The organism is Novosphingobium sp. 550D, from assembly GCF_057401885.1.
Genome location: NZ_CM171613.1, coordinates 2,679,811 through 2,702,100, shown reverse-complemented (window position 1 = coordinate 2,702,100; position 22,290 = coordinate 2,679,811). Strand labels below are relative to the sequence as shown.

Annotated in this window: 20 protein-coding genes; 8 read left to right on the top strand and 12 right to left on the bottom strand. The window is 60.8% G+C overall.

Annotation, left to right across the window (positions count from 1 at the left end; all coding sequences use genetic code 11):
• Positions 1-6 precede the first annotated feature (6 nt).
• Both kduI and AC2S2E_RS12780 read right to left on the bottom strand, forming a co-directional pair.
• Entirely contained in the window at positions 7-843 is an 837-nt protein-coding gene (gene kduI / locus AC2S2E_RS12785) for a 5-dehydro-4-deoxy-D-glucuronate isomerase (RefSeq protein WP_486522590.1), read from the bottom strand.
• Between the two features lie 124 nt (positions 844-967).
• Positions 968-1,987, bottom strand: a complete 1,020-nt coding sequence (locus AC2S2E_RS12780) for a LacI family DNA-binding transcriptional regulator (RefSeq protein WP_476107848.1) — start codon at positions 1,985-1,987, stop codon at positions 968-970.
• 164 nt (positions 1,988-2,151) lie between these two features.
• Here AC2S2E_RS12780 and AC2S2E_RS12775 point away from each other — a divergent pair, with 164 nt between their 5' ends.
• The 4 genes from AC2S2E_RS12775 (at position 2,152) to mazG (ending at position 6,743) form a co-directional block, all read left to right on the top strand.
• Entirely contained in the window at positions 2,152-3,660 is a 1,509-nt protein-coding gene (locus AC2S2E_RS12775; protein ID WP_486522589.1) for a UxaA family hydrolase, read from the top strand.
• A 106-nt stretch (positions 3,661-3,766) separates the two neighbouring features.
• Entirely contained in the window at positions 3,767-4,558 is a 792-nt protein-coding gene (locus AC2S2E_RS12770) for a 2-keto-4-pentenoate hydratase (protein ID WP_486522588.1), read from the top strand.
• Positions 4,559-4,612: 54 nt separating this feature from the next.
• The gene (locus tag AC2S2E_RS12765) at positions 4,613-5,875 is read left to right on the top strand and encodes an MFS transporter (RefSeq protein ID WP_486522587.1); all 1,263 of its coding nucleotides are present in this window, start codon (positions 4,613-4,615) and stop codon (positions 5,873-5,875) included.
• Between the two features lie 121 nt (positions 5,876-5,996).
• Positions 5,997-6,743 (top strand): nucleoside triphosphate pyrophosphohydrolase, encoded by a 747-nt coding sequence (gene mazG, locus AC2S2E_RS12760; protein ID WP_486522586.1) that lies wholly within the window; start codon positions 5,997-5,999, stop codon positions 6,741-6,743.
• Between the two features lie 30 nt (positions 6,744-6,773).
• Here mazG and hflX read toward each other — a convergent pair whose 3' ends face one another.
• The 7 genes from hflX to dusB form a co-directional block, all read right to left on the bottom strand.
• Complete coding sequence (gene hflX, locus AC2S2E_RS12755) at positions 6,774-8,099, bottom strand: GTPase HflX (protein ID WP_476107877.1); 1,326 nt, start codon at positions 8,097-8,099, stop codon at positions 6,774-6,776.
• On the bottom strand, positions 8,099-8,713 hold the full coding sequence (gene hfq / locus AC2S2E_RS12750; protein ID WP_486522585.1) for an RNA chaperone Hfq: 615 nt from the start codon (positions 8,711-8,713) through the stop codon (positions 8,099-8,101). The genes hflX and hfq overlap by 1 nt, the downstream gene beginning before the upstream one ends.
• A 149-nt stretch (positions 8,714-8,862) precedes the next feature.
• Positions 8,863-10,248: a nitrogen assimilation response regulator NtrX gene (ntrX, locus tag AC2S2E_RS12745; protein ID WP_476107854.1), complete on the bottom strand. Its 1,386-nt coding sequence runs from the start codon at positions 10,246-10,248 to the stop codon at positions 8,863-8,865.
• Positions 10,249-10,273: 25 nt separating this feature from the next.
• Positions 10,274-12,532, bottom strand: coding sequence for a sensor histidine kinase (locus tag AC2S2E_RS12740; protein WP_486522584.1), 2,259 nt, complete (start codon positions 12,530-12,532; stop codon positions 10,274-10,276).
• 76 nt (positions 12,533-12,608) lie between these two features.
• The gene (gene ntrC, locus AC2S2E_RS12735) at positions 12,609-14,024 is read right to left on the bottom strand and encodes a nitrogen regulation protein NR(I) (RefSeq protein WP_486522583.1); all 1,416 of its coding nucleotides are present in this window, start codon (positions 14,022-14,024) and stop codon (positions 12,609-12,611) included.
• A gap of 4 nt (positions 14,025-14,028) precedes the next feature.
• The gene (locus tag AC2S2E_RS12730; RefSeq protein WP_476107857.1) at positions 14,029-15,183 is read right to left on the bottom strand and encodes a two-component system sensor histidine kinase NtrB; all 1,155 of its coding nucleotides are present in this window, start codon (positions 15,181-15,183) and stop codon (positions 14,029-14,031) included.
• Complete coding sequence (gene dusB / locus AC2S2E_RS12725) at positions 15,183-16,196, bottom strand: tRNA dihydrouridine synthase DusB (protein ID WP_486522582.1); 1,014 nt, start codon at positions 16,194-16,196, stop codon at positions 15,183-15,185. The genes AC2S2E_RS12730 and dusB overlap by 1 nt, the downstream gene beginning before the upstream one ends.
• A gap of 73 nt (positions 16,197-16,269) precedes the next feature.
• Here dusB and AC2S2E_RS12720 point away from each other — a divergent pair, with 73 nt between their 5' ends.
• From AC2S2E_RS12720 to AC2S2E_RS12710, 3 genes are read left to right on the top strand one after another with little or no spacing between them, the layout of a single operon-like run.
• Positions 16,270-17,436 carry a bifunctional 2-C-methyl-D-erythritol 4-phosphate cytidylyltransferase/2-C-methyl-D-erythritol 2,4-cyclodiphosphate synthase gene (locus tag AC2S2E_RS12720; RefSeq protein WP_486522581.1) on the top strand — a complete coding sequence of 389 codons (1,167 nt, stop codon included), beginning with the start codon at positions 16,270-16,272 and terminating at the stop codon, positions 17,434-17,436.
• On the top strand, positions 17,436-17,966 hold the full coding sequence (locus tag AC2S2E_RS12715; RefSeq protein ID WP_486522580.1) for a hypothetical protein: 531 nt from the start codon (positions 17,436-17,438) through the stop codon (positions 17,964-17,966). The genes AC2S2E_RS12720 and AC2S2E_RS12715 overlap by 1 nt, the downstream gene beginning before the upstream one ends.
• Complete coding sequence (locus AC2S2E_RS12710) at positions 17,963-18,490, top strand: CinA family protein (RefSeq protein ID WP_476107861.1); 528 nt, start codon at positions 17,963-17,965, stop codon at positions 18,488-18,490. The genes AC2S2E_RS12715 and AC2S2E_RS12710 overlap by 4 nt, the downstream gene beginning before the upstream one ends.
• Positions 18,491-18,615: 125 nt before the next feature.
• Here AC2S2E_RS12710 and AC2S2E_RS12705 read toward each other — a convergent pair whose 3' ends face one another.
• On the bottom strand, positions 18,616-19,053 hold the full coding sequence (locus AC2S2E_RS12705) for a type II toxin-antitoxin system RatA family toxin (RefSeq protein WP_486522579.1): 438 nt from the start codon (positions 19,051-19,053) through the stop codon (positions 18,616-18,618).
• 6 nt (positions 19,054-19,059) lie between these two features.
• A complete protein-coding gene (gene lipA, locus AC2S2E_RS12700) occupies positions 19,060-20,004 on the bottom strand; it encodes a lipoyl synthase (protein WP_476107863.1) in 945 nt (314 codons plus the stop codon).
• A 157-nt stretch (positions 20,005-20,161) separates the two neighbouring features.
• On the opposite strand from lipA, the gene AC2S2E_RS12695 reads away from it, so the two are divergent.
• Complete coding sequence (locus tag AC2S2E_RS12695; RefSeq protein ID WP_486522578.1) at positions 20,162-20,827, top strand: carbonic anhydrase; 666 nt, start codon at positions 20,162-20,164, stop codon at positions 20,825-20,827.
• A gap of 54 nt (positions 20,828-20,881) precedes the next feature.
• Here AC2S2E_RS12695 and AC2S2E_RS12690 read toward each other — a convergent pair whose 3' ends face one another.
• A complete protein-coding gene (locus tag AC2S2E_RS12690) occupies positions 20,882-22,138 on the bottom strand; it encodes a tetratricopeptide repeat protein (RefSeq protein WP_476107865.1) in 1,257 nt (418 codons plus the stop codon).
• Positions 22,139-22,290 lie beyond the last annotated feature (152 nt).

The following is a 22,290-nucleotide window of genomic DNA, read 5'->3' as shown; positions in this document are numbered from 1 at the left end:
TGGGCCTCACTTCAACTGGCAGATGTCGAGAACCTTCATGTCGGTATAGTCGAGGTTTTCCCCGCCCATCGCCCAGATGAAGGCATATTTCTTGGTGCCCGAACCCATGTGGACCGACCACGGCGGGCTGATCACGGCTTCTTCATTGCCGATCACGATGTGGCGCAGGTCTTCGGGCTGGCCCATGTAGTGGAACACGCGGTCGGCTTCGGTCGGCATGTCGAAGTACAGATAGATCTCGCTGCGGCGATCATGCAGGTGCGGGGGCATGGTGTTCCAAACGCTGCCTTCCTCCAGCACGGTCAGGCCGAGCAGGAGTTGCGCGCTCTCGCAGACGCCGGGAATGACCAGCTGATAGATCGTTCGCTGGTTCGAATTGGCCAGATCGCCGCGCGCCAGCGGGTTGGCCTGATCGAGCGTAATATGCTTGATCGGGAATGCCTTATGCGCGGGAACTGAAGCGATGTAGAAACGTGCGCCTTCGCCTTCAAAGATCACCTCGCCGGTGCCCATCGGGACGTAGAGGCATTCCTTGTTGCCCATTTCATAGCGCGTGCCATCGACCGTGATCGCGCCCGGACCACCGATATTGACGATGCCCGCTTCGCGGCGCTCAAGGAAAGGATGCCCCGCGGCCGAGGCCGGTTCGGTCTGTTCGGGCAGCTTGATCGGGTCCTTGCCCGGCACCGCACCACCGATAACGAAGCGTTCGTTATGCGAGTAGTTGAGGTTCACCTGCCCCTCGACAAACATGCCTGATACCAGATAACGGTCACGCAGTTCATCATTCGAAACACATTCCATCATATCGGGATGTGTGGCATGATAGGTCTTACAGAACATGGGTAGCTCTCCCAGCAAAGATTTTGTGCCCTGTGGCACGTGATTGATCGCTTGGTAGCGGCTTTTGGTAACCGGTGTCAATAACTCGCAAACAGACCCTCGAACGAAAGCGAGCGATGCGAAATCAGCCTTTGAACGGGGCGGTTGAAGCGCGCTCGACCAGTTCGGAACGGAAGAAGGATTTGTGTTCTGCGGCCTTGTCCGGCTGGATCAATTTGAACGCAGCCGAGCGCGCCATCGCCCGGATCGGCCACCGCACCGTGCTGAGCGGAGGCCAGATATGCGCGCCGATCGGCGTATCGTCGAAGCCCAAAATGGACAGCTCGCGGGGCACTTCCAACCCCTGCTCCAAGGCGGCATGCAGGACGGCGGCGGCCATTTCATCATTGGCGGCGAAAATGGCGCTGGGGCGCGGATTGGCGCTCAAAACCTGTTTGGCCGCGACATAGCCCGAATCGAACGTGTAATTGCCTGTCGCCCGCCATTCATCCGGCAGGCCCAATCCATGCGCCATCAAGGCCTCGCGCAATCCGGCCTCTCGTTCACGCGCAGAACGGAACCCGTCGGGGCCTGCGACATGGCCAATGCGCGTGTGCCCATCGCGAATCAATTTATCAACCGCCTCGCGCACGGCCTCACGATCGTTCGATTCGACCAGATGTTCTTCATCGTCCAGCCGCGCCGACCCCATGCGGACATAGCGGCACCCCAATTCGGCGCAGAGTCGGGCGACCTCATCATTTTCCGAAACCGGGGGCAGGACATAAATGCCGTAGAGACGCTGTTGCTCGATAAAGTGGCGAATATCTTCAAACAGGCGCGGGCTTTTGCGATCCACAGGCCGTACCACCAGCGCGAATTCGGTGCCCTTCATGGCGTCGAGCATACCTTCCTGCACCGACAGGACCATCTGCGCGTTCGGGTTGTCGTGGATCAGGCCAATCAGGAAATTTCGCCGCAATGCCAGGGCTCTGGCCTGCGGATTTGGCACATAACCTAGGTCGCGGATAACCGCTGTCACCTTGTCGCGCGTTGCATCGTTGAGCAAGGGAGAGTTGTTGATCACACGGCTGACGGTCTTTTTCGACACGCCGGCAAGGCGCGCCACATCGTTGATCGTCGGCTTGGGCTCGCGAATGGCCACGTTGTTCCCACCTCTCTTGGCTCGTCTGCTGTTTTGCTGCCTTGCCCGTGCAAGTTGATGGGCGCAAGCAGGAGACTTATTGACACCGGTTACCATAAACGACATTCCCACGCAAAGGCGAAACCCCAAAGGGGGAGATTCGCAATGCCAGACCCCCGGGGAGAATGATGAGCCTGCAACCTGCCCTGATCCGCGTGCATCCCGATGACAGCGTCGCCGTGGCGCTGCGCCCGATTGCGGCGGGAGAAGAAGTTGCGCTGGGCAAACACAGTTTCACCGCCCTTGCCGCCATACCACAAGGGCACAAGCTGGCGCTGATCACCCGCGCCATCGGCGACATGGTGGTCAAATATGGCCAGCCCATCGGCAAGGCCACAGCCCCGATCGCCATTGGCGACCACGTTCACACCCATAATCTGGCGACGGCGCTGGCAGGCGAATTGTCCTATGCGCCCGATGATGATGCCGATGTGGCGGCGGTCCGCGCGCATGACGCCACCTGGCGAGGTTATCTTCGCGCCGATGGCCGTGCGGCGACACGCAACGAAATCTGGATCCTGCCGACGGTCGGATGCGTCGGCCTGACCGCTGAACAAGTCGCGCGCGAAGCCAGTCTGCGTCATGCCGACAAGATTGCATCGGGCCAGATCGATGGCATTCACGCCTTCTCGCACCCCCATGGCTGTTCGCAATTGGGCGATGATCTGGGCGGAACGCGTGCGGTTTTGGCCGGATTGGCGGCGAACCCGAATGCGGCAGGGGTGCTTGTTCTTGGCCTTGGTTGCGAATCGAATCAGATTGACGAATTGATGGCACTGGTGCCCGACAGCGCGCGCGGCAAGATCGCCACGCTCTCTTCGCAAAGTGCAGGCGATGAATTGGCCGAGGCTGGCGCGCTGATCGATGCGATGGTGGCCCAGGCCGCCATGGCGCATCGCGAGGAATTGCCCCTATCGGCGCTGGTCGTCGGTCTGAAATGTGGCGGGTCCGATGGCTTTTCCGGCCTGACGGCCAATCCCTTGCTGGGCCGGTTTGCCGAAACGCTGGCGGGCGCAGGCGGGACGCCGATCCTGACCGAAATTCCTGAAATCTTTGGCGCAGAGCAGGCATTGCTGTCGCGGTCGCGTGATCGGCAAACCTTCGATGCCGCGGCCGCCTTGGTCAATCGGTTCAAACGCTATTACCTCGATCAGGGGCTGCCGGTTTCGGAGAACCCCTCGCCCGGCAATCTGGCCGGCGGGATTACGACGCTGGAGGAAAAATCGCTTGGGGCGGTGCAGAAGGCGGGCCATGCCTTGCTGTGCGCGGTGATAAATTATGGAGAGACGTCGCCCCTTGGTGGCCTGACGCTTTTGGAGGCGCCGGGGAACGACGCCATTTCCTCGACCGCTTTGGCGGCGGCGGGTGCCACGATGGTTCTTTTCACGACCGGGCGCGGCACCCCGCTGGGGTTTCCGGTGCCCACGGTCAAGGTTGCATCCAACCACCAATTGGCCGCCAACAAACCCCACTGGATCGATTTTGACGCCGCCATGGCATTGGATCAAGGGCAGGAAGCCAGCGACGCGGCCTTTCTGTCGCGCCTCATTGCAATTGCCAGTGGCGAAAAGACGGCCGCCGAACGTCATGGCCAGCGCGCCATCGCGATCTGGCGGCGGGGGGTAACCTTATGACCGAGACAGGCTGAGACCCGGTTTGCGTCATCGCATGCCCGTCATGATGATTGTCAATGACACCGGTTTCCAATATTGAATTCACCCAAAGGATTGTGGGATCAGGATGCAAACTCAAGAAATAGAACAGGCCATCGCAAAGGCCTTTGTCGAAGCCCGCCGCGCAGGTTCCGGGTTGGCCGCTTATCCCGGCACGGCCCCCACAACTCTGGCCGACGCCTATCGCATTCAGGACACCGCCCTGTCGATTGACGGGCGCAAAGTGGCCGGATGGAAGGTTGGCCGCATCAATGCGCCGCTGGACGCGCAATTGGGGGCCAATCGCCTTGCCGGGCCAATCTTTTCCGATGCTCTGGCCGAAGATGGCGCGGCCATGCCGGTCTTTGCCGAAGGTTTCGTCGCGGGAGAGGCTGAGTGGTTGCTTCATGTCGCCCCCGGCTTTGTGGGGCCGGTCCCGACGAACGATGCCGAAACCAAAGCCATCATCGATGATATCCGGATCGGAATCGAAATCGCCAGCTCGCCCTATCCCGGCATCAATGCCGATGGCCCCTGTGTAACGGTATCGGATTACGGTAACAATGCCGGTCTCGTGTTGGGTACACAGGTTGAAGGCTGGGCGGACCTTGACCTTTGCGCCATTTCCATCACGACCCAGATCGACGGCGCAGTCGTTGGCGAAGCCACGGCGGCAACCATGCTCGACGGCCCCTATGGTGCGGTGCGGTTCCTGCTCGGCAATCTGATGGCGCGCGGAATTGATGTTTCGGGCGGCCTCTGGGTTTCATCGGGCGCGGTCACCGGCGTCCATCAGGCCGTCGTCGGCCAGAGCGTAAACGCCAGTTTCGGCGATCTGGGCACCGTATCCTGCACCTTGACCCAAGCGCAGCCCCGTTAACGCGCCATAAGAAGCGCAATTGGAGATTGGATGATGACAGGCTTGAATGAAGCCATGCCCGCATTGGACCCCAGGGCCGGCCGACGCCGTTGGGTCGTGTGCGGATTGCTCTTTGCGGCAACGGCGGTCAATTACATCGACCGGCAAATGATCGGCGTCCTCAAACCCACGCTCAAGGAAGAACTGGGCTGGCAGGAATCCGATTTTGCCACGATCGTCTTCTGGTTCCAGATGGCCTATGCGATCGGCTATATCTCCTTTGGCCGCATCGTTGACGTGCTGGGCGCGCGTCTGGGTTATGCGGTGGCGATTGTGGTGTGGACCGCAGGCCATATGGCCCACGGCTTTGCCAGCGGCGTCGCCAGTTTCGCCGCGGCGCGTTTCGGCCTCGGCCTTGGTGAATCGGGGAATTTCCCGGCGGGTATCAAGGCGGTGGCGGACTGGTTCCCACAGCGTGAACGCGCCTTTGCCATCGGCCTGTTCAATGCCGGGGCCAATGTGGGCGCGATCATCACCCCTTTGCTGGTGCCTGCACTGGTGCTGTGGTTCGGGTGGCGTTCGGCTTTTTTCATCACGGGCATTTTCGGTGTCGCGTGGCTGATTGCATGGTGGACGCTTTATCGCCATCCCAGCCAGCAGCCGGGCATGACCGAAGGCGAATTGGCGTGGATTCAACAAGATCCCGCCGACAAGACCGAAAAGATCGGTTGGGGCCGCCTGATTACGCTGCGCGAAACCTGGGCCTATGCCTTGGCCAAGTTCCTGATCGACCCTATCTGGTGGTTCTTCCTTTTCTGGCTGCCGGGCTATCTGTTCGAGCGCTATCATCTTGATCTCAAGAGCTTTGGCCTGCCGCTTGCCGCGATCTACATCATCTCCGATCTGGGCAGCGTGGCGGGGGGCTGGTTGTCGTCCTTCATGCTTAAGCGCGGCTATTCGGTGAATGTGGCGCGCAAACTGGCGATGTTGATCTGCGCCTTCTGCGTCCTGCCGATCTATTTCGCGCAAAGTATTGAAAGTGTTTGGGGGGCTGTTTTGGTCATCGGTCTTGCCACGGCCGCGCATCAGGCATTTTCGGCCAATGTGTACACCCTGCCCTCGGATATGTTCCCCCGCGCCGCGGTGGGCAGCGTGGTCGGCATTGGCGGGACAGTGGGCGCGCTGGGCGGCATGGGTATGGCGCTGTTCACCGGCTATATCCTTGATGCGACGCACAGCTACGAATTGCTCTTCGCCATTTGCGCCAGCGCCTATCTGATTGCCTTGGCGGTGGTCCACCTGCTCAGCCCGAAGCTGGCTCCGGCAAAGGTGGAATGACGAAATCCCCTCCATGATCGCTCATGGATTGTCTGGACCGGGAAGGCTGCTTAAAGCTTTCCCGGTCTTTTTGTTTTGCGAGAACCCTATGTCCGCTTCACTTACCCGGCTTCTGAACATCATGGCTCGGCTGCGCGACCCGGAAAGGGGATGTGAATGGGATGTGGCGCAAACCTTTGCCACCATCGCGCCCTATACGGTTGAGGAAGCCTATGAGGTGGCCGACGCGATTGAACGCCATGACATGGCGGGCCTGCGCGAGGAATTGGGCGACCTGTTGCTGCAGGTCGTGTTCCACAGCCGGATGGCGGAGGAAGCGGGCCTGTTTGCCTTTGACGACGTCGCCGATGCGATCAGCGACAAGATGGAGGCGCGCCACCCCCATGTTTTCGGCGATGTCGCCGATGAAGGCCAATCACGCGAAGTGCGTTGGGAAAAGCTGAAAGAACAGGAACGCGCCGATAAAGGAGCCAACAGTGCGTTGGATGGCGTGGCGCTGGCCCTGCCCGCCTTGATGCGCGCAGAAAAGTTACAGAAGCGCGCGGCGCGGGTAGGCTTTGATTGGCCCGACCCTGCCGGCCCGGCGGCCAAGGTTGCCGAGGAAGTGATCGAATTGGCCGAAGCCGAAACACAGGAAGACCGCATCATGGAGGCAGGCGATTTCCTGTTTGCAGCGGCCAATTTAGTTCGCGCTTATGGCATTGCACCTGAAGAAGCCCTGCGTGCCGCCAATGCCAAATTCGAACGGCGGTTTAAGGGTATGGAAGCCTTGGCCAAAGCGAGCAGCATGGAATTTGCCAAGCTCTCCCTCGATGAGCAGGAAGCGCTGTGGCAGGAGGTCAAGAAGGGGGAGAAAACGAGGGGCTAACCGCCTCGCTTTCTCTATTTCCGTCCGGCGTTACAGCCGGACGAACCGCCCAAATTCCTTGGGGCTCAGCTTCACCGACACCAAACGCGCGGGTTCTTCGCCCCCGGCATCTTCATCGGCCAAGACCTCACCATGGGCATAAAGCCACGCGATGCGCGCGCCATCATGCACGGGGATCGTAAAGCGATGTTCCCGCGCATCCCCGGTCAGCAGCCGGTTGGCGGTTTCAAGTAATTCCTCGCAACCTTCGCCGGTTACGGCTGATAGTGGAACCACAACCTCATCATCATGCGCCGCCTCACGCGCCGCATGCCACAGGTGCGCTGACTGCTCGGCGGAGAGCAGATCCCACTTGTTCCAGACCTCGATCATCGGCACCGAGGGAGCGCGCGTGCCCTCCTCCAGCAAGCCGAGATCTTCGAGCACGGACAGCACCTGTTCCTTTTGCGCCGCCGTGTCGGGGTTGGCAATGTCGCGAACGTGGATCACGATATCGGCCGCCGTCACCTCTTCAAGCGTAGCGCGAAAAGCCGCAACCAACTGCGTCGGCAGGTCGGAGATAAAGCCTACCGTATCCGACATGATCGCCTTTTCGATGCCCGGTAAACGAATGGCGCGCATTGTGGGGTCAAGCGTGGCAAACAACAGATCCTGCGCCATCACCTCCGCCCCGGTAAGGCGGTTGAACAGCGTGGACTTGCCCGCATTGGTATAGCCGACCAAAGCCAGCACCGGCCAAGGCGCCTTTTCCCGGCGGTCGCGATGCAGGCCGCGTGTCCGCCGTACCTGCTCCAGCTCACGCCGAATACGGGCCATGCGGTCGCGGATCATGCGACGGTCCGCCTCGATCTGGGTTTCGCCCGGACCGCCAAGGAAGCCAAAGCCGCCGCGCTGACGCTCAAGGTGGGTCCAGCTGCGTACCAGACGACCTTGCTGGTAATCCAAATGCGCCAGTTCGACCTGCAACCGCCCTTCAGCAGTTGCCGCGCGTTCGCCAAAGATCTCAAGGATCAGGCCCGTGCGATCGATCACCTTGCGCTTGAGCTTATCCTCAAGGTTGCGCTGCTGCACGGCGGTCAGCGCGCCATCGACGATGACAAGCTCGGCCTCATGCAGATTGCATTGGGTGATGATGTTCTGGATCTGGCCTTCGCCAAACAGCGTGCCTGGGCGCGGGTCACGAATAGGAATCGGAAAGGCCTCGGCAATCACCAGCCCGATGGCCAGCGCCAGCCCCTTTGCCTCTTCGACGCGTGAATCCGTATCGGAGGCGCTGGGGCGCCCCCGAATCTCGGGGCAGACGATCAGGGCGCGTGCGCCCCGAGTTACTTCGCCCTCTGCTTCTTCACCGAAAATCAGGCGTCGGAACCTTCTTCACCATCCCACTCGCCGGTGAGATCGACCGGGCCGAGCGGCTGGATCGTCGACACCGCGTGCTTATAGGCCAACTGCACATAACCTTCGCGTTCCAGCATCATGCAGAACAGGTCATAGGCGGCCACGCGGCCCTGAAGCATCACGCCATTCACCAGGAACATCGTGACCTGCACGCTGGACGAGCGGATTGAGGAAAGGAACACATCCTGCAACAGGCGCGCCTTCTTCGACGCGTCGCCGCCCTGCGGGAACAGGCGCGTGTCGATGGGCTGGCTGGGCATGATGGTGGAAACGGCGTGCTTATAGACCAGCTGCGACTGACCATCGCGGCGCAACAGGATCGAAAAATTGTCGAACCACGTGACAATACCCTGCAACTTCACGCCCTTGACAAGGAACATGGTCACCGGGGTTTTGTTCTTGCGCAGATAGTTCAGGAACTGATCCTGCAAATTCTGATTGCCCTTGCCCGACGGGGCGGGAACATGAACGGGCGCGGCTTCGATGCCTTCGGCACCATCTTCAACTTCGGGTTCGGCAGGCTTCGAACGAGGGCGGGCAGAAAGCGTGCGGCCAGTGGACCCAGTAGTCATTGCTTGCTCCTATTGTTGGCGGCCGTTTCTACGGTCCGCATTCTGGCCGAAAGCGACTCTGCGCTCTCGACCGACTGAATACTGTTTCTAGCCTCTCGCAGTTGCAGCGTAAATGGTCAAAATGGGGAAGACGTATTCACGCCCCCCATTCATTCTTCGTCTTCATCATCCCGCTTGTCACCCATGCCCAGCAGCTTGAGCTTGCGATGGAGAGCCGAGCGTTCCATGCCGATAAAGGCCGCCGTCTTGGAAATATTACCGGAAAAGCGCCGGATTTGAACGCGAAGATACTCACGCTCAAAATTCTCACGCGCTTCGCGCAGGGGCACGCCCATCAGCGAAGACATGCCCGAATCGCCCGCCAATCGGCCATTGTTGATTTCGGCGGGCAACATATCGACCTCAATCCGCCCCAACCTTTCGCGTGGGGCCAGAATGACCGTGCGTTCCACCACATTGCGCAACTGACGCACATTGCCCGGCCATTCATAGGCCTGAAGCGCGGCCATCGCCTCGATGCTGATTTCGGGTGGCGGCATACCCTGATCATTGGCGTATCGGGCAAAAAAGTGCTGAACCAGCACCGGAATATCTTCACGCCGCTCGGCCAGCGGCGGGACAACCACCGGCACCACGTTCAGGCGATAGAAGAGGTCTTCACGGAAAGCCTTTTCCGTAATTTCCTTTTCCAAATTGCGGCTGGTCGAGGAAACGACCCGCACATCGACGCGGATCTGGCGATTGCCCCCGACGCGGACAAAGGCCTGCTCGGTCAGCACCCGCAGGATACGCGCCTGAGTCGAAAGCGGCATATCGCCCACTTCATCCAGATAGAGCGTCCCCCCATCGGCCAGTTCGAGCAAACCGGCGCGGACCAGCTTGCCGTTGGCTTCCTCGCCGAACAATTCTTCTTCGAACCGTTCGGGGGTGATGCGGGCCGAATTGACGCTGACAAAGGGCTTTTCCGCCCGCCCGCTCCACGAATGGAGCAAGCGCGCCGCCACTTCCTTGCCCACACCCGATGGGCCAGAGATCAACAGGCGGCTGCCGGTATTCGCAACGCGTTTAAGTGTCGCACGCACATGGTTGATTGCGCTGGATGAACCGTGAAATTCCGTGCCCTGTGCCGTATCCAGCTTCAGCCGCGCGTTTTCGCGCCGCAGCCGTTCCGTTTCCGTCGCGCGTTCCACCAGATGCAACAGGCGTTCGGTCTCAAACGGCTTTTCGATGAAATCCATCGCCCCGCGCCCGATCGCGGCCACCGCCGTATCGATGTTGCCATGGCCGGAAAAGATGATGACCGGCAGATCCGGCTCACGCGTCTTGATCGCGTCCAGCACTTCCAGCCCATCCATGGGCGAACCATGCAGCCACACATCGAGCAGCACCAGCGAGGGTCGCCTGCGGTCCACCTCGTCCAACGCGGCGCGGCTGTCGCCTGCGGTCCGGCATTCATAGCCTTCGTCCGAAAGCACACCCGCCACCAGTTCGCGGATGTCCTTTTCATCATCAACGATCAGGATATCGACTGCCATCAGGCTCTTCCTCTTCTCAATCGGATCATTCGCCCGGCTCCATGACTTTGCCTGCACTCAACGGATCGCGGGCGAAACGCAGGGAGACGATGGAGCCACCGCCCTCGGCGCTGGCAAAATTCATGTCGCCGCCATGTTCTTCGACAATTTTCTTCACAATGGCCAAACCCAGCCCCGTCCCCTTTTCACGGGTGGTGACATAGGGTTCGACAATCCTGTCCCGATCCTGCGGCAGGCCGATGCCATTGTCGGCCACCACCGCCACGATGCTTTCGCCTTCGTCAATCAGGCTGAGGTGGATAGCACCGCGATAGTCGTCGCCAGCCTGTTTTTGTTTTGCTTCAATCGCCTCTGTCGCATTCTTCAGAACATTGGTCATCGCCTGACCAAACTGATGCCGGTCGCAACCGATCAGGCCGATATCGGCGGGATTCTCGATCGAGAAGTCGATATCGGGCCGCGCCACTTCCTGAAGGAACAAAGATTGCCGCGCCAGATCCACCGGATCTTCCGACCGGAATACCGGCTTTGGAATACGGGCAAAGGAGGAGAATTCGTCCACCATCTTGCGCAGATCACCCACCTGCCGGATGATGGTCGCGGTCAATTCCTCGAACAATTCGGGGTTGTCGCTGATCTGCTTGCGATAACGGCGCGACAGGCGCTCCGTCGCCAACTGGATCGGGGTCAGCGGGTTCTTGATTTCATGCGCAATGCGGCGGGCCACGTCCGACCATGCCGCCTGACGCTGATCCAGCAATTGGCGTGTAATATCCTCAAAGGTGATCACATGGCCGCCCTGCGCCTCGCCCGACGCCGAACTGTTGGCCGTCAGTTTCACCGCCAGCGTCAGAAGATCGCCGCCGCGGTCGGAGGAAATGCCGTGCTGAACAACGCCCTCGCGCTTTCCTTCATACACCATCCCCGCGATCTGCGGAGAGAGTTCGCTCAGAGGTTGGCCAATAGGGGCGCCATCGCTGCGTCCCAACAACAGCTTTTGCGCCGAGGAGTTCATCAAGCGGACCGCCCCCGTCGCATCCAGCGAGATAACCCCCGCTGTCACCGATTCCAGCACCGCCTCCATCAGCGCGCGGCGCTCATCAATCTGCATATTGGCGCGGACGAGGGCAGCAGTCTGACGCTCGATCTGTTCGGTCATCCGGTTAAAAGCCCGGTTGAGCAGGCCGATTTCCTCGGCCCCCGTGCGCCCCGTGATGCGGATTTCGTAATTGCCCGCACCGACCCGCTGGGCCGCCGCGACAAGGTCATAGAGCGGCTGCACCTGTCTGTCGGCAAAACGCAAGGCAAAGACCACCGACAGACCCACAAGCACCAAGGATATGACAAACAGCGCGATGTTGAACCGCAATTGGAGCAATCGCGCCCTTTGCGTCAAAACCTGATAGGCCTTGACTATATTATCGGCGCGCTTGCCCTGACTGATTGCCAAAAGGTCGGATGTTCGCGCGGCATAAAGATAGAGACCGATGCGTTGATCAATCGCGGTGACGGCCTCGATACGGTCGGCCTTGGCGTTGACCACAATCGCTTCGCCACCATCGACGCGGCGGCGGTCTTCGGGCGAAATCTGAACCCGCGTATCATCGCGCGCAGGATCGACAATGGCGACGGTGATCATCCGCCCATCCGGGCCTTTTTGCAGGATCGCCACTTCATCAAGGCCGCGTTGCAGCACCTGATACGAAAGCGCCCGCTGAAAATCGAGGCTGACAATGCTGGTCTGGCTCAGAATATAGCGCAGGTCGCTGGTCATCGCGATGGCTTCGTTGGAAACGTCGCGCTGGGTCTGTTCGTAATAGCCGCGGGCCAGTTTATTCGCGTTTTCCAAAAGCCCACGCGAATTATCGGAAAACCAGAATTCGACGCCCGACTGAAACAGCCACGATGCAAAGATCACGACCAGCAGCGTCGGCACAGCCGCAATCAGCGAGAACAGAAACACAAGCTGTGTGTGCAACCGCCCTTTGCCGCCCGGAATACTGGCCCCCCGCCGAACCGCGATCCAGCGGCCGATCAGCACCAGAATGGCCATCGCGGGCAACAACATGCCCACCAGCAGCGAAGCGGTCATCCCGCCCGACAGCAATTGCCCCTTTTCCGCCTGATCCGACACGGCAAGCCATGCCGAAAGGCTGGCCGCCAGAAAGCCGAATATGCAGATGCCCCAGACATAGGGTTCCAGATTGGCGCGCCGGGCATAGACCAAGGCCCGCCGCCACCAGCGGGGCCATCTTTTCAACTTTACCTTGCCATCGCTCACCATCGTGGCCGTGTTACAACGCCACTGTGGCAAGAATGCAAGAGGAAAGCGACAGATTACCCGAAAGGTCGCACAGGCATCATGGGCGGCGCAGGAAAATATCCGGGTCTATCGCCAATTCCCCCAGCCTTTTGCGCAAAGTGTTGCGGTTGATGCCCAGCACCTGAGCCGCCCGCAACTGATTGCCGCCTGTGGCCGCAAGGATACGGTTGAACAGCGGACGTTCAAACGCGGCCAGAGCGGTGTCATAAACCGTACCCGCCGAAGGGTTATGTTCCTGCAACCAGCGCTCCACCGCACCGGCCAGATCGAGCGGGGTTTCCACCACTTCATCCGGGCGAGGCGCTGTGGCCAGCAGCGGTTCAAGCGCGGCGGCGTCAATCACGTCTTCTCGCGCCAAAAGCGCCAGTCGATAGATGAAATTGCGAAGCTCGCGCACATTCCCGCGCCACGACTGGCGTTGCAAAATTTCCTCGGCCTCTTGCGACAGCCGCCTGCGCGGCAGCCCTTCGGACGCGGCCAGCGAGAGGAAATGGCGCGCCAGAGCCGCAATGTCATCGGCCCTTTCCCGCAAAGGCGGCAAATGAATCGGCACCACGTTCAGGCGGTAATAGAGATCCTCGCGGAACTGACCCGCCGCGATCATCGGTTCCAGATCCTTGTTGGTCGCGGCCACGATGCGGGCGTCAATCCTGACCTCTTCACGCCCGCCAACGCGCCGGATGGTTCCGGATTGCAGAGCGCGCAGCAAACGGGTCTGCGCCTGCATCGGCATATCGCCAATTTCATCAAGGAACAGAGTGCCGCCCGCCGCCTGTTCAAATTTGCCGATATGACGGGCCACAGCGCCGGTGAAAGCGCCCTTTTCGTGGCCGAACAACTCACTCTCGATCAAATCTGCCGGAATGGCCGCCGTGTTGACCGCCACAAACGGCCCCTTTTGGCGGTGCCCCAACTGATGGATGGCTTCTGCCACCAATTCCTTGCCCGTCCCGCTTTCGCCCAGGATCAATACGGTCAGATCATTGCGCAGGACGCGCGTGATCATGCGATAGACCGCCTGCATCGACTGCGACCGACCGACCAGAGGCAAGCCCTGCCCCGGCCCGTCATCCCCGCCAGCACCCATCGCGCTGCCTTGCGAACCGGCGGCCTGACGGACGGTGCGCACCAGTTCGTCAATGTCGAAAGGTTTGGGGAAATATTCAAACGCACCCGTATCCGATGCGCGAACCGCCGTATCCAGCGTATTTTGCGCCGACAGGACAATCACCGGCAGATCAGGGTGGTGTTGACGCACGCGCCCCAACGTCTCGATCCCGTCGCCATCGGTCAACATCACATCGGTGACCAGCGCCGAAAATTCACGGTGCGAAAGCAAGAGATCGCGGTCAACAATCGAATCACAACGCACCACGTCAAAGCCTTCGGCCTCCAACGCGGCGGTGATGACGATGGCGATGGACTCGTCGTCCTCGACCAGCAGAATAGTCATAGATTTATCCGTTCAGCGCGTCTGAGGCAGGCTTGCGGCGAGATTTTGATGCCGTCGGGGTAATCGCAACCATCGGCAGATGCAGCCGGAAATGGGTCCAGCCCGCCGCCTCGTCACGATCATGGGTGATGCGCCCGTTCATATCGCGCATCAATTTGCGCACCAGCGCCAGCCCAAGCCCCTGCCCGGTCTTTTTGCTGGTGACGAAAGGTTCGAAAATCTGGTCTCGGACGGATGGATCAATGCCCGCGCCATTGTCCGAAACCCGAACTTCGATGGGCAGGCGCACGGCCTTGCCGCTATCGGTCGCGTGCAGTTGCAGGCCCGAAACAAAGCGTGTGCGCACGATAATGCGGGGGTTCTTGACGCCCTGCGTCGCCTCACGCGCATTGGAAAGGAGGTTGATCAGGACCTGCACCAAGCCATGTGCGCTGCCCAAGACTGCGGGCAGGGACGGATCGAATTCTTCCTCAATCCGTGCCCCTTGACCTTTTGCCCCCCCCGCTGCCGAAATAATCGTGCTGGCCCGGCGGATCGTCTCGTGCAGGTTGCATGGCTCCACCGGGTCGGCGGTGCGGCGCGAGAGCGTCTGCATCTGGTCGATCAGCTTGGCAATGCGATCCACCTCATCGGCAATCAACATGGTCAGGGCGCGGTCGCTGCCCTCCACCTTGCGGGCCAGCAATTGCGCAGCGCCGCGAATGCCCGCCAATGGGTTCTTGATTTCATGGGCCAAAACTTCCGGCCCGCGCAGACGCCCGTCGCCATCCCCCGGCATTGACTGGCCCAACGGCTCGACCGTCGCGCTGTCGGCCAGAGTGACCATCAGCCAACCCGGCGCGTCCAAAACGGGCGTCGTGGCAATGTCGATCCGCCGCGCGCCCATCCCCAATACGTGCGCATCGACATGGCGGGCGCTGATCGGCGCATCGCTTTCATAAATGCGCTGCATCAACCTTTCATCGTCCAGCGCCACGACATCGGACAAAGAGCGACCCAACAATCGACGCTGGCTCTGGCCCAGAAACTGTTCCGCCGACGGATTGGCCATCGAAATCTTCTGCCCCGGCGCCAGCAGCATCACCGCCTGCGGCAGGCTGAGCAGCATACGGCGCGCATCGGGCGCCGGTGGAATCACATCGGTCTGTTCAGGCGCCATCAGGCCGCGTCTTGCAACAACGGCATATAAAATTCGTAGAGCGCCGCCTTCACATCCTTGGGATCATCCATGAAATTGGCCTTGTTGCGGAATGCGGCCGACCCGTGCAGGCCATGGGTGTACCAGCCGATATGTTTGCGGAACATATTGACGCCGGTCTTGATGTCATAATGCGCCAACATATCCTCATAATGTTCGAGAATAACGGCATATTTTTCGGCCAATGAAGGTTCCGCCTTACGTTCACCCGTCGCCAGCCAATGCATCATCTGGCCCAACAACCACGGACGGCCATAGGAACCACGACCGATCATCACACCATCGGCACCGGATTGTTCAATGGCGGCGGTCACATCCTCGATTTCGCAAATGTCGCCATTGACGATGACGGGGATGTCTACCGCTTCCTTGACGTTGCGGACAAAGGCCCAATCGGCGGTGCCTTTATACATCTGATTGCGGGTGCGGCCATGAACGGTGATCATTTTCGCGCCCAGGTCCTGCGCAATCCGCGCCAGTTCAGGGGCGTTCAAACTGTCATGACACCAACCCATGCGCATCTTGACCGTAACGGGCAGGTCGACAGCTTTGACGCAAGCCTCGATCAGGCGGGCGGCCAGATCGGGCACGCGCATCAATGCCGACCCAGCATCCCCATTGACGACCTTTTTCACCGGACATCCCATATTGATGTCGATGATCGATGCGCCCTTGTCCGCGGCAATCTTGGCCGCTTCGGCCATCTGATCGGGTTCGCACCCGACCAATTGCATTGAAACGGGCTCCTCCATCGGATCCCACGCGGCCTTTTGGATCGACTGGCGTGTTTCACGGATGGCCGCCGGCGAAGCGATCATTTCCGTGACATTCAACCCCGAACCATAACGCCGCACAATCCGGCGGAACGGCAGATCGGTAACAGCCGTCATCGGCGCCAGCACAACCGGGCAGTCAATCTGGACGGGGCCGATATGGATCGGCTTGAGGGCGGGCGGGGTCGGAGTGTCTATCATTGGGGCATGCCTAAAAAGTGGGCAGCGCATAAAGGATTGCGCGCCGCCCGGCAAGGGATTACCGGCGCGAACCATGAGCAGCGCCCCGACTCCAGAGATGGACCCTTCAGCGAATACACTCAAGGCCGCGATCATTGTGGCCGCAGGCGCAGGTTTGCGCGCAGGCCAGCCTTTGCCCAAGCAATTTGCCATGTGGCGGGGAAAGCCCGTAGTGCGCCATTCGGTCGAGCGTTTGATTGCAGCGGACGTCGCGCCCATCGTGGTCGTCATTCCCGAAGGCGCGGATGAAGTGGCGGGACGGGCGCTTGATGGACTGCCCGTTCGGCTGGTCACGGGCGGGGCGTCGCGACAGGATTCGGTGCGCGCCGGGCTTGAAGCATTGGCCGCAGACTCGCCCGCCATCGTTCATATCCATGATGCGGCGCGGCCGATCCTGCCCTTGGCGGTGGTGGAACGGCTGGAAAACGCGCTTTTGGCTCAACCCGGCGTGATTCCCGTCCTGCCTGTCGTAGACAGTTTGTGTAACGCGGCCGACAATCTGATGGGGGCCCCTGCCCGCCGCGAGGCCTTGCGCCGGGTCCAGACGCCGCAGAGCTTTCGCTTTGCCGATATTCTGGCCGCGCATCGCGCGTGGGACGGTCCAACCAATGCGGGTGATGATGCACAGGTTGCGCAGGCTTACGGCCTGAGCGTCGCGCTGGTTGATGGAGATGAGACCTTGCACAAGCTGACCTATGCCAGCGATTTCGCGCCCGCCATGCCGCCGGTGCGGATGGGAACGGGCTATGACGTCCACCGACTCGAAGATGGCGAGGAATTGTGGCTGTGCGGGGTCAAGATCGATCACCACCAGGGTCTTGCCGGGCATAGCGATGCGGATGTGGCCATTCACGCGCTGGTCGATGCCATCCTCGGCGCCTGTGCGCGCGGCGACATTGGCCAGCATTTCCCGCCCAGCGATCCCCAGTGGAAGGGCGCGGCTTCGGATCGTTTCCTTGCCCATGCCGTGAAACTGGCCGGTGAGGCAGGCTATGCCATCGGCCATGTCGATGTCACCATCATCTGCGAAGCGCCCAAGATCGGCCCTCATCGCGATGCCATGCGCAACCGACTGGCCCAGATCATGGGCGTCGATGTCGCCGTGGTCAGTGTGAAGGCGACGACGACCGAAAAGCTGGGCTTTACCGGGCGCGGCGAAGGTATTGCCGCGCAGGCCGCCGCAACGCTGCTTCTGGCCTGATGGCGCGGATTTTCGCCCTGACGGCTTCGGCCCTGCTGGTGATGGCGCCGGGAATGGTGCGCGCCGCTGAGCCCTGCCTTGCCCCCGCCGAATTTTCCTCACTGGTGGGCTTTGCCATGCCCGGCACAATTGCGGGCGTGGCAAAGCGTTGCGGCCCCACTCTGCCCGAAGGCGCGTTTTTGCGTGGCCCGGCGCGGGGCATGATCGACCGCTATGCCGCCGTCAAACCCTCGCTGTGGCCCGGCGCCAAAGCCGCCATCGGCAAATTGAGCGCCAGTGCGCCCACCGACATTTCCGCCCTTTTGGGCCAATTACCCGATCCGCAACAACAACAGATCGTGGAAACCATGGTGACCGGCATGGTCGCCGAAAAACTGCCCATCGCCCGTTGCCCGGTATTGGACCGGTTGCTGGCGATCCTTTCCCCCCTGCCGCCTGAAAGCACGGCTGAGGCTATTGGCCTTGCCATTGGTTTGGGCTCGCGCGCTGGACAGGCGCGTATTGGCAAAATCGTGATTTGCACACCATGAACAATGCATCCTTCTTCTCCCCCGAAATCCTCGAACTCGCCGCGCAGGTGATTGCCGAAAATGCGGCGATCGGGCGCAAGGTCGTGCTGGCGGAAAGCTGCACCGGGGGGTTGGTCTCGGCCGCGCTGACGGAAATTGCCGGGTCGTCCTCGGTGGTGGAATGCGGTTTCGTTACTTATTCCAACCAGGCAAAGAAGCAGTTGCTGTCGGTTTCGCCCGATATCATCGACACGTTTGGCGCGGTATCCTGCGCCTGCGCATGGGCGATGGCGCAGGGCGCGCTGAACAATTCGGACGCCGATGTCGCCGTCGCGATCAGCGGCATTGCCGGCCCTGATGGCGGCACCGCGCAAAAGCCCGTTGGTCTGGTGGTCTTTGCCAAGGCCGAACGCAACAGCGAAGAAGTTCTGGCCGAGGAACGTTTCTTTGCCCCGACCGGGCGCAGCGAAATCCGCGCTGAAGCCGTCAAGGTCGCGCTCGAACTGCTCTTGCCGAAAATGGAAGCCCCGGCCGAAGAGGAATAATCCTCAACGCCGGGGCGCTGCGTTTAGAGCGTTTTCCGTTCAAGCTGACGCGAACGGAAATGCGACGCTCAAGCGCCGCGCGGGCTAGTCGCGTTTTTTCGATCCCGAATGATCGAAAAAACGCTCTAGGCAGGCTCGCCATAGAGTTTGGCCGCACGCTCTTCAAAAGCGGCCACCATCTTGCGAAACGCCTTGTCAAAATATTGCCCGGCAAGGCTTTCGAACAAGGGGTTGCGGAAGGTGAAGCTGACGTCAAATTCCAGCTCGCAGCCGCCCTCGACATCACGAAATTGCCAATGATTGTCCAGATCGCGCATCGGCCCGTCAAGGTAATGCACGGTCAATTCGCGCGGGGCGTCAAACACCACGCGGCTGGTGAATTTTTCCCGCAGCATTTTGAAGCCAACCAGCATGTCGGCCACCATTTCGCGGCCGTCATTGCTTTTGACGCGGGTGGCCACCACCCAAGGCAGGAATTCGCCATAGCGGCCCACGTCGGCCACCAGATCGAACATCTGCTTGGCCGAATAGGGCAGGCGGCGCGTTTCGTGAATACTCGGCATCGCGAATTAGGCCTTAGCCGCTGCCTTGGCGAGCTTGGCCTCGCGAGCCGCGCGCATCTCGGCAAAATCCTTGCCCGCGTGATAGGACGAGCGGGTCAGCGGGCTGGCCGCGACCTGAAGGAAGCCCTTGGCCCGGGCAATCGCGCCATAGGCGTTGAAGGCGGCGGGGGTGACGAATTCCTTGACCTCGGCATGTTTGGGCGTCGGGCGCAGATATTGGCCCATGGTCAGAAAATCGATCTGGGCGCTGCGCATGTCATCCATCACCTGATGGACTTCCAAACGCGTTTCACCAAGGCCGAGCATGATGCCGCTCTTGGTAAAGATCAGCGGGTTATGGGCTTTTACCTCTTCGAGCAGACGGAGCGAAGAATAATAGCGCGCGCCGGGACGAATGGTCGGATAGTTGCGGGGAACCGTTTCCAGATTGTGGTTGTACACATCCGGCCCGGCGGCAACGATGGCCTCGATCGCAGGGCGCATCTTGTTGCGAAAATCCGGGGTCAGGATCTCGATCGTCGTGTTGGGCGTCGTGCGGCGCAATTCGTTGATGACCTTGACGAACTGGCTGGCGCCGCCGTCGGGCAAATCGTCGCGGTCGACCGAGGTGATCACGATATGCTCCAGCCCCAGCTTGGCGGCGGCTTCGGCGACATGGGCCGGTTCATTGACATCCACCTTGCGCGGCATGCCGGTCTTGACGTTGCAAAATGCGCAGGCGCGGGTGCAAACATCGCCAAGGATCATCACCGTGGCGTGCTTCTTGGTCCAGCATTCGCCGATGTTGGGGCACGCGGCCTCTTCACACACCGTATTCAGCCCCAGCCCACGCATCAGGTCGCGCGTGGCGCCATATTCCCGGCTGACGGGCGCTTTAACGCGGATCCAGTCGGGCTTGCGCTGGGTTGCGGGCTTGGAATCGGGCGAAGGAGGGGTGGAGAGCTCGTTCATGGCCTGCCAGATAGGCGCATGACGCGCCTCTTTCCAGAGCTAAGTTTATGCTGGCCTTTGCCAATGCTTCGGGGCAATCGACGGGCCAAGGATGCGGCTTGCGGCGAATCTTTGCCCGATGCTGCCCCTCAACCGCTTTCATCGTCAGGAGAACGACATGTCAGATACGGGTAACGCCCCCGCAACCCCGCCCCTTGACCGTCTTATCGCCGGATATCGCCGTTTTCGCGAAACCGGATGGACCCCGCACCGCGCCCGTTGGAGCGAATTGGGCGAAGGCCAGCAGCCGCAGGTCATGGTGATCGCCTGTTCCGACAGCCGCGTCGACCCTTCGCAGATTTTCGACGTCGATCCGGGCGAAATCTTTGTGGTGCGCAATGTCGCTGCTCTGGTCCCGCCGTTCGAAACCACGCCGGGGCATCATGGTGTGTCGGCGGCACTGGAATTTGCGGTGCAGGTTTTGAAGGTCCGCGAAATCATCGTCATGGGCCACGGCCTTTGCGGTGGCTGCAAGGCGGCGCTGACGCAGGAATTGCAAGGCACCGAACCGGGTCAGGGCGGCTTTGTCGCCGACTGGATTGCGCTGCTCGACGAAGCGCGCGATTCGGTGGCGCATGTTCATGGCACCACCGGCCGCCCCGCCGAACGCGCCATGGAGCAGGCCGGCGTCAAGGTCAGCCTTGAAAACCTGCGCACCTTCCCCTGCGTTCAGCAAAAGGAGGCCAAGGGCGCCCTCACCCTGCGCGGCGCCTTCTTTGCCATTTCGGATGGCGTGCTGCACCTGCTGGACGAAAGCACCGGCGAATTCGCCCCGGTTGAATAAAGAAAAGGGGCGGCGGTTTCCCGTCGCCCCTCTCCTATTTCCAAGGCGTTAGCCTTACTTGCCAGCGGCCTTCTGCGCCGCATAGAGCGACCAGAGTTCAGCCATCGGCTTACGCGGACCTTCGACCTGAGCCAGCGTCGCCTGCGCACCGGCATAATCGCCAGCATCAACCTGCGCGATGCCCAGACGGGTCAGGACGACCGGCTTGTCCACGCCCGGCTTGTTCAGAGCGATCTTGTACAGATCAATCGCCTTGGCCGATTCGCCATAGGACAGAAAGGCGTCACCAGCACCGGCAACCGTGCCAACCGTGGCGGCAGGCGCACGAGCGTCCTTTTCAAAGCCGGGCAGCGAGGCCTTGTCGGGGCCGATACGCGTGGTCGCGGTCTTGAGCGCTTCGGCATAGAAGGTCTTGGACGCATCCAGCTTGCCCGAGGCAACGCCCGCTTCGATCACAGCCTTCACTTCGGCCGGGTTACGACGAGCGTCAGCGGCCTGCACGAATTCGCCATAGTCGCGTTCTTCAGCCCAGCTGTTGGTGCGGGCCATCAGGCGCATCAGGTCGATCGTGTCCTGCGAGGGCAGCTGACCCAGATCGCGCAGCACGGCGATGGCAGCCGACCAGCTCTTGGTGACGGGATAGGCCTTGACCAGACCGGTCGAGAACTTCACCGCCTGAGCATAGTCACGGCTTTCATAGGCAAAGCCCAGACCGCGGCGATACCAGTTTTCAGGGGCCGCCGTACCAGCGATTTCGATGGCCTTATTCAGCTCGTCAAAACCGGCCTTGGTCTGCTTTTCCTCGAAATTGATTTCGGCCAGCCAAACATGGGGTTCAGCTTCCTTGTTACCGGCCGCGATCGAGGCATCAAGGTTCTTGCGGGCGCCCGCATTGTCCTTGGCCTGCAGCGCCATCTGGGCCAGCGCAAAGTGCAGCTTGGGCAGGAGGTCAGGCGGGGTCTTGCCGCTGTCGACCATCAACTGAATGCCCTTGCCCTGAAGCGCGTCGTCCTTGGCCAGGCTGCCAAGCTGAATGCCCCAGTTGCCTGCGGTGAACTTGTCATCGGGCTTGGTCGCGGCGGCCAGAACCTTGTCATACTGCGTGCGCAGATCGGCAATGCCTTCGGGGCTGGGCGCCTTCTTCACCTTTTCCAGAGCGGTCTGAAAAGGCACGCCAACGGCCAGGAACGGCTTGGAGAGATCGGGACCGGCCGGCGCCGCCATAGCGGGGGCAGACACCATCACGCCAGCGCCCGCCACGGGCAAGGCCAGCGCCACGGCCAATGCAAGGCGCGAAAGGGAAAGCTTCATTGCAATGTATCTCCTCTTGGCATGGGCCACCACCGTGCCCCCCCAAACTGAACGTTGCGCTAGTTAAGGCAAAATGCCGTCAATGCAACTATCGGCGTAATGAGCCATCGCGTGTGAACCGCGATTGAACTACGACTTTGTGCGCATTCACA